Origin of the sequence: Flavobacterium ajazii, assembly GCF_010614725.1 — a bacterium.
In the GTDB taxonomy this organism is placed as follows: domain Bacteria; phylum Bacteroidota; class Bacteroidia; order Flavobacteriales; family Flavobacteriaceae; genus Flavobacterium; species Flavobacterium ajazii.
Genome location: NZ_JAAEHL010000005.1, coordinates 202,532 through 215,067, shown reverse-complemented (window position 1 = coordinate 215,067; position 12,536 = coordinate 202,532). Strand labels below are relative to the sequence as shown.

Genomic DNA, 12,536 nt, shown 5'->3' with positions numbered 1-12,536 from the left:
GAAAATAGTAATAATTGTTAGTTTTGATTTCTTTTTTGAATGCCTGGTTTTTTAATTTTTGACTGTTTTTTAAGCTGTTTTTTGTTGGTTATTTAGATTGAATAAAGCACATAAATACTACGACATCCAAGAAGTGAAATTTTATGAAATTTTATGTGTTTTAAGATAAAACCTGACAACTTCATAAGAATCTCTTTTACGTGAAATTTCCATTTTCTATCTCCAAAAAAAGCGTAAATTTGAGCTTCCTCCATTTTTTATTCCGATATTTTTTATAATTCATGTAATCAGTTGTTTATGTGATGGAAAAGATTGGAATTTGGAATTTAATTTTTGCTATTTAAAAGTATGTATTTAATATTCGATACCGAAACAACCGGATTACCAAAACGCTGGGATGCCCCGATAACCGATTCTGATAACTGGCCTCGCTGTATACAAATTGCGTGGCAGCTTCATGACGAAATGGGACAGCTTGTCGAACATCAGGATTACTTGGTAAAACCAGAAGGATTTAATATTCCGTATGATGCCGAACGTATTCACGGAATTTCTACTGAATTGGCAGAAGCCAATGGAATTACTTTGGCCGAAGTTTTAGAGAAATTCAATATTGCTTTAAGTAAAACCAAATATATTGTTGGTCAGAATTTAGGTTTCGACGTGAATATTATGGGAGCCGAATTCCATAGAATGGGAGTAGAGTCTCAAATGAGTTCAATGCCAGTTTTGGATACTTGTACTGAAGTTACGGCTTCATTATTACAACTTCCGGGAGGTCGTGGAGGAAAATTTAAACTTCCAACGCTGACTGAACTTCACGAATATTTATTCAGCGTTCCTTTCGCGGAAGCGCACAACGCAACTGCCGACGTTGAGGCAACTACACGTTGTTTCTTGGAATTAGTTAGAAGAGAAGTTTTTACCAAAGAAGAACTGGATGTTCCGAAGGATTATTTTAAAGATTTTCAAGAAAGAAATCCAGAACCTTTTAAGTTAATTGGTTTAAAACACATCAACTTAAAAGCGGCTTCTGATAAAATCAGAGAACAGCTTAAAGCTTTAGCCGGAGAAGGCAAAGAGACAGTTGTTTCAGAAGAAGATAAAGCGGATTTCAAAGCAGCAAAATTTGCACATTTACACAATCATACACAGTTTTCGGTACTTCAATCGACCATCGGAATTGGGAATATTGTTTCGGCTGCAGCCAAAAACGGAATGCCGGCCGTTGCCATGACCGATACCGGAAACATGATGGGCGCTTTCCATTTTGTGAGCGCCGTTATGAACCACAACAAAGCAGCGTCTGGAAAAAATAAAGCTCTAGTTGAAGCTGGAGAAGAACCAACTGAAACAGAGGTTAAACCTATTGTTGGCTGCGAATTTAATATCTGCGACAATCACTTAGATAAAAGCAAAAAAGACAACGGTTATCAGGTTGTTTTGATGGCAAAAAATAAAGCGGGTTATCACAACTTGGCCAAAATGGCTTCCATTGCTTATACAGACGGATTTTACTATGTTCCGAGGATTGACCGCGCCATTGTAGAGCAATACAAAGGCGATATCATGGTTTTGTCTGGGAATTTATATGGGGAGATTCCGAGTAAAATCCTGAATATTGGTGAAAACCAAGCCGAAGAAGCTTTGATTTGGTGGAAAGAGCAATTTGGCGAAGATTTCTATCTGGAAGTTATGCGCCATAATCAGGAAGATGAGAATCGTGTGAACAAAACCCTGATTGAGTTTTCGAAAAAGCACAATGTCAAATTAATCGCTACTAACAATACCTATTATTTAAATAAAGAAGATGCCAATGCGCACGACATTTTACTTTGCGTAAAAGACGGTGAAAAACAGGCAACTCCTATTGGTCGTGGGCGTGGTTACCGTTACGGACTTCCAAATCAGGAATATTACTTCAAGTCGCAAGACGAGATGAAAAAACTCTTTGCTGACCTGCCTGAAGCCATTATCAACATTCAGGAAATTATAGATAAGGTTGAAGGATATTCATTATATCGCGATGTATTACTTCCGAAATTCGAAATTCCGGACGAATTCATGGTACCCGAAGATGAAGAAGACGGTGGTGTTCGCGGGGAAAATAAATACCTGAGACACCTTACTATGGAAGGCGCCAAAAGAAGATATGGTGAAATCACCGAATCGATTCAGGAACGTTTGGATTTTGAATTAATGACGATTTCGAACTCGGGTTATCCTGGGTATTTCCTGATTGTACAGGATTTCATTGCTGAGGCAAGAAAAATGGACGTATCGGTAGGACCAGGACGTGGATCTGCAGCGGGTTCAGCCGTTGCTTACTGTCTCGGAATTACCAATATTGACCCGATTAAATACGACTTACTTTTTGAGCGTTTTTTAAATCCTGACCGTGTATCGATGCCCGATATTGATATCGACTTTGATGACGAGGGTCGTGGACGTGTAATGGAATACGTAATTAACAAATACGGTCAAAAACAGGTAGCGCAGATTATCACTTATGGTAAGATGGCAACCAAATCGGCGATTCGTGATACGGCTCGTGTATTGGATTTACCATTGTTTGAAGCCGATAGAATTGCAAAACTGATTCCAGGGATGATGCCGTCCAAATGGAACTTGGCACGTTTTATTTCGGAGAGTGAAGAAGAGGTTAAAAAAGCCCTTCGTTCGGATGAATTTGATAATGTAAAAGAATTAATCGCCATTGCCAATGAAGATGATTTGGCAGGAGAAACTATTCAGCAGGCAAAAATTCTAGAAGGCTCGATGCGTAACACAGGAATTCACGCCTGCGGGGTAATCATTACGCCGTCGGATATTACGAATTATGTTCCTGTAACCACTGCAAAAGATTCGGATTTATATGTAACTCAGTTCGACAACTCGGTTGCAGAAAGTGCCGGACTGCTGAAAATGGACTTCTTGGGTCTGAAGACCCTTACACTGATAAAAGATACCGTAAAACTGGTAAAATATAGAACAGGAAAAGATCTAGATCCCGATACTTTCCCAATCGATGATGAAGAAACTTATGCGCTCTTCCAAAGAGGAGAAACGGTTGGAATCTTCCAATACGAGTCGCCTGGGATGCAGAAATACATGAAAGATCTGAAACCAACCGTTTTCGGGGATTTAATTGCGATGAACGCCTTGTATCGTCCAGGACCTTTGGAGTATATTCCGTCTTTCGTTCGAAGAAAAAACGGTGACGAAGAAATCAAATACGATTTAGATGCCTGTGCCGAATATTTATCAGAAACCTACGGAATTACGGTTTACCAAGAGCAGGTAATGCTTTTGTCTCAGTCTTTGGCAGGATTTACAAAGGGTGAGGCCGACGTCTTGCGTAAAGCGATGGGTAAAAAACAGAAAGACGTACTGGATAAAATGAAACCGAAGTTTGTGGAGCAGGCTGCAGCAAAAGGTCACGACGCAAAAGTGCTGGAGAAAATCTGGAAAGACTGGGAAGCCTTTGCAAGTTACGCCTTCAACAAATCGCACTCGACTTGTTATGCTTGGATTGCCTACCAAACGGCTTATTTGAAGGCGCATTATCCTGCCGAATATATGGCAGCGGTACTTTCGAATAACATGAATGATATCAAACAAGTTTCGTTCTTTATGGAAGAATGTAAACGTATGGGATTACAGGTTCTTGGGCCAGACGTAAACGAATCGTACTATAAATTTACTGTAAACGATGATTATGCCGTTCGTTTCGGAATGGGAGCAATCAAAGGTGTAGGTTCTGGTGCGGTAGAAACGATTGTAGAAAACAGAAAAGACGGAAGATATAAATCGATTTTTGATTTGGCGAAACGAATTGATTTGCGTGCAGCCAATAAAAAAGCGATAGAAAATTTAGCATTGGCCGGAGGTTTCGATTCATTTGAAGGAACAACCAGAGCGCAATATTTCCACGACGATGGAGACGGAATTACATTCTATGAAAAAGCGATGCGCTATGGATCAAAGTTTCAGGAAAATGAAAACTCTTCGCAAGTAAGTTTGTTCGGAGAAGCAAGTGAAGTTCAAATTGCTGAACCAAGTATACCGCCATGTGAGGACTGGGGGACAATGGAAAAACTTTCCAGAGAAAAGGAAGTAGTAGGAATTTATATTTCCGGACATCCGCTGGATGATTTTAGGTTTGAAATGAAATACTTCTGTAATGCAAGATTAGAAGCTTTAAAAAATTTGGAACAGTATGTTGGAAAGAATTTAACCGTTGCAGGAATTACTAGTAATATTCAACATAGAGTCGCTAAGAATGGAAAAGGCTGGGCTATGTTTAATTTGGAAGGTTACGATGAAAGTTATGAATTCAGAATGTTTGGGGAAGAATATCTAAAGTACCAGCATTTTTTAGTGCCAAATAAATTTATGTTTTTCAAAATCTTAGTAAAAGATGGTTGGGTAAATCACGATACAGGTAAAAAATCTGAGCCAAGAATGCAGTTTGCAGAGGTAAAACAATTGCAGGATATTTTAGAAACGTATGCCAAAAAACTGATTTTATTGCTGAATATTAAAGACCTGCAGACTGAGTTTATTCACAGGTTAAGCCAGTTGTTTAATGCTTATAAAGGAGAGAATTCCGTGACTTTTGAAATCATGGAATTAGAAAACATAAAACGTCTCGTTGAGGTTGAAACGACAAGTGAATTTGAAGGCACTGAAGACGCTGTTTTTGAAGATGATAATGAAGATAATGAAACGGTTTCAGGAGAAGCTAAAATGCAGGAAGTGAAAGAGGTTGAAGAAATAAAAGTGGTTACCAAATTAACTATGCCAAGCCGCAGGCTTAAAGTAAGAATATCTCATGAATTATTAGCAGAATTAGAAAAAATGCAGATTAATTTTAAACTCAATTAAAATTTAACAGTTAAAATTTAATTAATAATATGTGTTTTTGGTTAAAATTATGCATGCATAGTAAATTATTTTAGGATTAATTTTTAAATTGATAATTATGATAAACTCTGTGGAAATGCTGTAATAAAAGAAATCTAAATTATTATATGTTTGTATCAAAAATTAACAACGAAAATTATGAAAAAACACTTATTACTAATCGGATTAATGGTTTGCTCACTAACCACTATGGCGCAAACTGAAAATACAGATAAACCGGAAAGCTGGTATTTTAAATTAGGAGGATCTTACTTCATTCAGACAGCGGCAACGGAATTTCCTATTGTAAATGGTCAATTACCTAATACGGATGTTTATGCTGCGGATGGAACGACTTTAATTTCGAGAGAAACAAATCATGGTTCATTTGGAGAAGGTTTTCGCTCCGGATTAACTGCAGGTTACCGTTTTTCAACACGTTTAGGAGTTGAAATGGGTATTAACTATTATTCCAGTGCTGATAAATTGATGGTTGAAACCCGAAATCGTTTAGTGGCTACTTCACCAACAAATATTTTTGTAACAGGAGATGCCGTAGGGAAAATTAGGGCTTGGGATTTATCACCTGCATTAGTATTGTTTTTGGGCGAAGCTAAAGGTTTTGAGCCTTATACAAAAGTAGGGGTTATTGTTCCGATCCATGGAGATTTAACTATTGAGACTAATCGTGAGTATTCTACTGCAGCTGGTGTAATGGCAAAAACATATTCTGAGGATGTTGTAAAACCTAACCCAACAATTGGATTTATGGCTGCAATTGGAAGTTCTTATAAAATTGGTAAAAAACTGGCTTTATTTGCTGAAATTGAATACAGAAATTTTACTGTTCACGGAAAAACAAAAGAAACTACTGTTTTTACTGAAAACGGAGTGGATAAATTGCATACACCATCTACTTTTAGACAAGATGCTTCGTATTCTGCAATTCATACTAATTATGTAGATAAATTGACGACAAGTTCTAACAGCAAAGTAACTAATTCAGCTGGTTTTGACAATACAAAAGCTACTGATGATATTAGTTCTTATGTTGGAATTTCTGGTGTAGGTTTGACTTTTGGATTAAGATACAGTCTATAATTTTCCACTTCTAAATAATTTACAAAAAAGAGGATATTCGAAAGAATATCCTCTTTTTTGCATTTTTTGTCATTTCGAATTTCTGAACTCTTTTAAAACTTCATCAATAACCCAGGTTGTTCTCGCACCTGAAATTCCTTTTGATGGAGAAGTACCTTCTTTTCCTAAAAGCTCTGCCATAACGGTTTCGATAAAAGGCTGTTGAATGTGAAGCGGATTTTCGATTGTAATGCTTTCTTTTTCTCCATTTGCATATTGAATATGAAGCGGATCTTCTCCAAAAGTTGAGAATGAAATTTTTCCTTTATCGCCAACAATTTCGGTAACATCGTAACGTTCGAAACTTGCAAAATTCCATAAACCAGAACCATGAATTCCGTTTTCGAATAAAAAAGACATTGAAACAGCATCTTCGGCTGGATAAGCCATTAACTGAGAAGTCGCATGCCCGCGCACAGATTTTATCGGACCTAAAACAAAATCTAAGAAATCTAAAGTATGACAGGCCAGATCAACAAAGATTCCGCCTCCTGAAATATGAGGAAGAACAGTCCAGGGAAGATTGATTTCGTCGTCATAACGTTCTTCGAAAGGATGATACAAAACGCAGTTTACGTGACGTATGTTTCCTAATTTTCCCTGATCAATTATTTCTTTGATTTTTAAAAATCGGGGCAAAGCCCTTCTGTAATACGCCACAAACAAAGGAACATTGTGTTCTTTACAAATGCTGATCATTTCGTTGCATTCTTCAAAAGTCAGGGCCATAGGTTTTTCAACATAAACAGGTTTTCCTGCTTTGGCGCACAAAATCGTATATTCTTTATGTGAAGATGGAGGAGTAGCAATATAAACGGCATCAACCTCCGGATCGTTGATTAAATCTTCGGCATTTGAATACCATTTAGGAACATTGTGGCGTTTGGCATAATCTTCGGCAAGGGCTGCATCTCTTCGCATTACAGCAACTAAAGCCGAATTTGGCGCTTTCTGAAATGCCGGGCCGCTTTTAACTTCAGTTACGTTTCCACAGCCGACAATACCCCATTTTATAATTTTCATTGTTTTTTTTTTTAGTTATTTCAAATTTAAAGGTTATTTAAAAAAGTTAGTCACGAATTCCAGAATTATTTTTTCTCGCAGATTTAGCAGATTACACAGATTTTTTTGCGCACAAATCCGCTAAATCTGCAAAATCTGCGAGAAAAAAAAGCCACAAACTCACAAAAATAATTCGTGAATTCGTGGCTAAAAAATCATTTTAAAATCTTACTTCTTAGGCAATGATTTAAAACCCATATTGTAAAGCGTGAAAGCCTGAATGTCTACGTTTTCCTGAATCGTAGCAGCAACAGATTTACCTGCTCCATGACCAGCTTTAACATCAATTCTAATCAAAACCGGATTCTCTCCAGTTTGTTTCTCCTGTAATTCAGAAGCAAATTTGAAACTGTGCGCAGGAACCACACGGTCATCATGATCTCCTGTAGTTACCATTGTTGCAGGATAATGTGTTCCTTTTTTAACGTTGTGAACCGGAGAATATCCTTTTAAATATTCGAACATTTCTTTGTTGTCCTGAGAAGTTCCGTAATCGTAGGCCCATCCTGCACCGGCAGTAAAAGCGTTGTAACGAAGCATATCCATAACTCCAACGGCTGGCAAAGCTACTTTCATCAAGTCAGGACGCTGTGTCATCGTTGCACCAACCAATAATCCTCCGTTAGAACCTCCACGGATTGCTAAATAATCTGATGAGGTATATTTTTGAGCAATCAGATATTCTGCAGCAGCGATAAAATCATCAAAAACATTTTGCTTTTGAAGCTTTGTTCCGGCATCATGCCATTTTTTTCCGTATTCACCACCACCTCTTAGATTGGCAACAGCGTAAACACCTCCATTTTCCAGCCAGACCGCATTGGCAATACTGAAACTTGGTGTTAAACTAATATTGAATCCGCCGTAACCATAAAGGATTGTTGGGTTTTTACCGTCTAATTTTGTTCCTTTTTTATAGGTAATAATCATCGGGATTTTTGTACCGTCTTTTGAAGTATAGAAAACTTGTTTTGATTCGTAATCCTCACTTTTGAAATCTACTTTTGGCTTTTGATAAATTTCAGATTTTCCGGATTTTGGTTCAAAAGAGTAAATGCTTCCTGGTGTTGTATAATTCGTAAAACTGTAATATAATATTTTTTCATTCTTTTTTCCACCAAATCCGCCAGCCGTTCCAACTGCCGGAAGTTTGATTTCGCGAACTAATTTTCCGCTGTAATCGTATTGCTGTACAAAAGAAACCGCATCTTTGGTATAATTAGCAAAGAAATAGCCTGCACCGGTTGAAGGTGACAAAATATCTTTAGTTTCTTTAATAAAATCTTTCCAGTTTTCAGGTTTTGGATTGGCAACATCAACCGTTACGACACGTTTGTTGGGTGCATTAAAATCGGTTTCGATGAACAATTTGCTTCCTTCGTTTTCAATGATATTGTTGTCGCTGTTAAAGTTGTCTACAATAGTAATAATCGGACTGTTTGGTTTAGTTAGATCTTTGATGTACAATTCATTTCCGTAAGTAGAATTGGCAGCTGTAATCACTAAATAATTATTGTCTTCGGTAACAGTTCCTCCAACATATCTTCTCTTTTGATCCCCGCCAAAAATTACTTTATCGTCTTTTTGTGAAGTTCCTAATTTGTGGAAATACAATTTATGCTGATCTGTTTTGGCAGATAATTCGCTTCCCTTTGGTTTGTCATAACTGGAGTAATAAAAACCTTCATTTTTATACCATGAAATACCACTGAATTTTACATCTACCAAAGTATCTTCTAAAACTTTTTTAGAAACTGCATCAATGATAATAACTTTTCTCCAGTCGCTTCCGCCTTCAGAAATAGCATAAGCTGCTTTGGATCCGTCTTTAGAAAAATCCAGTCCGCCAAGGGATGTTGTTCCGTCTTTAGAAAACGTGTTAGGATCTAAGAAAACTTCTTCTTTGCCTTTTTCGTCTTTTCTGTAAACAACAGATTGATTCTGAAGACCATTATTTTTTGAATAATAGGTGAATTTCCCTTCTGTAAAAGGAGCACCTATTTTTTCATAATTCCACAGTTTTTCCATTCGCGCTTTTAATGCATCACGAAACGGAATTTGATTTAAATAACCATATGTAACTTCGTTTTGAGCCTTTACCCAGTTGCCGGTTTCGTTAGATTTATCGTCTTCCAGCCAGCGGTAAGGGTCTCTTACTTTCGTTTCAAAATATACATCAACAGTTTCCCCTTTTTTAGTTTGCGGATATTGAATTTTATTCTGTGCTAAAGAAATTCCTGCAGTTGTAATCGCCATTATCAGAAATGTTTTTTACATAGTTGATTTTTGTGTTTGCAACAAAAATATAAAAATTTGTTGTGAAAAATAATTCTAAACCATATAAGCCATATAAGTTTTATTCTAAGCAGAATGTCGTTAAATTGGTGCAGGCTGAGTGGAGTCGAAGCCTTTTTTTTAGAAAGCCTTCAACTTCGCTCAGGATGGCAATGGTTTTAAGAAAGTCAAATGTATTTCTTCCAAAACTACTTATATGACTTATATGGTTTAAAAATGTTACAGATTAAAATTCACTCCCAAAACAATATTTCGTCCAATATTCGGGATTCCGTCTGTTTTTAATCTCGAAAGGTGCGCAATATATTTTTTGTCGAATAAATTGTTTCCGTTCAGGTTTACATCAAAAGCAGTTTTACCCAATTTTACTGTTCCTCCAAAGCCTAAGTTAACCAAAGTATAACCCTTTGAAGCGGTTTCAAATCCACTCACATTATCCTGGTCAAAAGTCGAAGAAACGTTTAATGAAGCATAGCCTTCTTTGAACCAGTTTTTAATGTTGAATTCAGTTCTAAGCGTATTGTTCCAGTTATTGGCAGGAATTAGAGGAAGGTAATCATCATTGTCTTTTTTGCCTGTTATGGTTTCAAAACTAGTTTCAAAATGAAGCCAGTCTAAAGGATGCGGGTGGAAATGCAGTCCAACTTCTCCTCCAAACAATTTTGCATTATCCTGAACGTAGGCAAAAACATCATTATCGTCCAGAACTTCCCCGGTTGGCGAAGTGTAGATATAATTGTTTACGTGATTGTAAAATCCGTTTAGAAAGAATTCAAAATGGGAATTTTTATATTCTAAATTTACGTCTGTCTGAACGTTTTGTTCGGTTTTCAAATTGCTGTTTCCGATTTCATATCGGTTGGTTCCTTCGTGAACGCCGTTTGAAGTTAATTCGGCCAAATTCGGTGCTCTGAAACCTGTAGCAACATTTAAACGAAGGGTTAATGGTTCAGCCAATTTCGTTTTGTAGCCTAAAGAAGCATTAAAACTGTCAAATGAACGGTCTAAAGCTTCAAAAGAACCCTCCTCTCCAGTAATTCCGTGTGCTTCAGAAGTTACATTTCGGTTGTCAAAACGTAATCCTGCTTGCAGTACACTGTTGTTCCATTCGTAATTGGCAGTTCCAAAAACACCAAAATCGTTGGTTGTTGCATCCGGAATCAAATATTCTTCACCGGAATTTTTATTGGTCTGATGCATTCCCTGAACACCCAAAATAGCTTCGATTTTACCGAATTTCGGGAAATGATATTTTGCATTATAGTTGAAAGTATTCAGTTTCATTCGGAGAGCAGCATCATTGCTGTCTTCAAATTCGCTTCTGTCATTAGAAATATATCCTAAATCAACATCCAGTTTTGAGTTCTCAAAAAAGATTACATTGTTTAAACTGAACAAATGATTGAAAATCCCCTGTCTTGGAAACTGTGTGTCTTTGCTGGAAGATTGTTCTGCAATTCCGTCTTCTGGAATTCCGATGTCCAGTTTGTTGTAGTTGTATCTTAAAACGCTTGAAAAAGTGGAGTTGCTATAACCGATTCCGGTTTTAAAATCCGTTTCGTTGTAACGTGAATTGGTCACACGATCACCATCAGCAATTTTGTAATCAGAATGTGTATTGAAACTTCCTCTTGCTAAAAATTTCCAGTTGTCTGTAGAAGTTTTTAATCCAATTGAAGAATTGCTTCCCTGTGTGTTGGTAAAATATTTTTGACTAAAATTAGCTTTAAAATCACCTGAATTAGCAAATTTTTCAGGATTAAAATATAAAACACCTCCCAAAGCATCAGAGCCGTATAATAAAGAAGCCGGCCCTTTGATCACCTCGACACTTTCGATTCCGGCATCATTTAAACCTAAACCATGTTCGTCTCCAAACTGTTGGTTTTCGATACGAACGCCCTGAGAATAAACCAAAACACGGTTTCCGCTCAATCCGCGGATTACAGGTTTACCAATAGAAGTTCCGGTTGAAATTTGTGAAACTCCCGGAATTGTTGCCAAACCTTCAATTAAAGTTGAGGTTCCTTTTTGCTGTAATGTTTTGATGCTTTCGTGATCAATTTTCATCACGTTTTGCGATTGCAGTTTGTTAAAAGGCGTAGAAACCACAACTTCATCCATTTCCAGAATTGATTCTAAAAGTGTTACATCGAGTGTGTTTTCTTTTACAAGCCTGACAATGGTTTTATTTTGATTGGAATATCCAACATAAGAAAAAGAAAGACGCAGATTTCCGTTTGGAAGATTCTTCAATTCATATTTCCCGTTCTCGTCTGTCGTAGTTCCTTTGTGTAATTCCGGAGCATAAACAGAAACACCCGGTAATGGCTGATTTTGATTGTCAGTTACAGTTCCTGAAACTGAATTTTGAGCAGAAAGAATGCCCGAAAACCCTAAAATAAGGGCTATTATTATTTTTTTCATTGAAAATGATTGCTATAGTTAATGGATTTTTTCTTTTAAACCGAATCAAAAGAAACGTGAAGTCTGCTGAATTTCCATAGAATGAAAATCAGGAATCTTAACGGAGTTTTTAAATTCGATTAAAAGTGTTTTGTTTCTTGGGGCGAAACTTTATGAAACTATAGCTGAAGGAGGTCCCCGAAGAGCGTATAAACTTCCTGAAAAGGAAATAATGCTTTCAGAAAATCCAAAGAAATAAGGGATTTCCTGATGATCGCTGAAAAACTGAAATGCAAAATTTTCAGGAACAATGTAACTTCCAAAAGCAAAATGACAGATAAAACACGTGTCATCGTTATGATGTTGGTGTGTAATTTCGCCATTTGCATCATTGTAGTTATGATGGCATTTTTTTTCTGAAAGCTGTTGCGAGATATGTTCATAACTGTGTATGGACTGAAACAGTATTGAGAACAATACCATCAATCCCAAAGAAAAACCTGTTATGAGCTGTCTTCTTTTCATTTCATGGCAAAGGTATAAAAGGTAATTTTAAAAATATTTGGTTTTTGTTCTTTTTATTGAAAATAATGCAACAAAATATTTTATAATGAATGAAAACAGAATAATTGTTTATTACGACGCCTTATAAACTATCATTATATTATATTTGTGAGTCAAATAAATGAGTTCAAAAAACGTTTATCTGAAATCCTTCTTAACCAAAA

At 36.6% G+C, this 12,536-nt stretch carries 6 protein-coding genes; 2 read left to right on the top strand and 4 right to left on the bottom strand.

Annotation, left to right across the window (positions count from 1 at the left end):
• The first annotated feature begins 348 nt into the window (after positions 1 to 348).
• Together dnaE and GWR14_RS11085 are read left to right on the top strand one after the other, a co-directional pair.
• Entirely contained in the window at positions 349 to 4,887 is a 4,539-nt protein-coding gene (dnaE, locus tag GWR14_RS11090; protein WP_163409092.1) for a DNA polymerase III subunit alpha, read from the top strand.
• A gap of 177 nt (positions 4,888 to 5,064) precedes the next feature.
• A complete protein-coding gene (locus GWR14_RS11085) occupies positions 5,065 to 6,006 on the top strand; it encodes an outer membrane beta-barrel protein (protein WP_163409091.1) in 942 nt (313 codons plus the stop codon).
• 69 nt (positions 6,007 to 6,075) lie between these two features.
• Here the strand turns inward: GWR14_RS11085 and GWR14_RS11080 are convergent, their stop codons facing one another.
• The 4 genes from GWR14_RS11080 to GWR14_RS11065 form a co-directional block, all read right to left on the bottom strand.
• The gene (locus tag GWR14_RS11080) at positions 6,076 to 7,068 is read right to left on the bottom strand and encodes a Gfo/Idh/MocA family protein (protein ID WP_163409090.1); all 993 of its coding nucleotides are present in this window, start codon (positions 7,066 to 7,068) and stop codon (positions 6,076 to 6,078) included.
• Between the two features lie 207 nt (positions 7,069 to 7,275).
• Positions 7,276 to 9,363 (bottom strand): prolyl oligopeptidase family serine peptidase, encoded by a 2,088-nt coding sequence (locus tag GWR14_RS11075; protein WP_163409089.1) that lies wholly within the window; start codon positions 9,361 to 9,363, stop codon positions 7,276 to 7,278.
• A 258-nt stretch (positions 9,364 to 9,621) separates the two neighbouring features.
• A complete protein-coding gene (locus GWR14_RS11070; RefSeq protein WP_163409088.1) occupies positions 9,622 to 11,829 on the bottom strand; it encodes a TonB-dependent receptor in 2,208 nt (735 codons plus the stop codon).
• 150 nt (positions 11,830 to 11,979) lie between these two features.
• A complete protein-coding gene (locus GWR14_RS11065) occupies positions 11,980 to 12,333 on the bottom strand; it encodes a hypothetical protein (RefSeq protein ID WP_163409087.1) in 354 nt (117 codons plus the stop codon).
• Positions 12,334 to 12,536 lie beyond the last annotated feature (203 nt).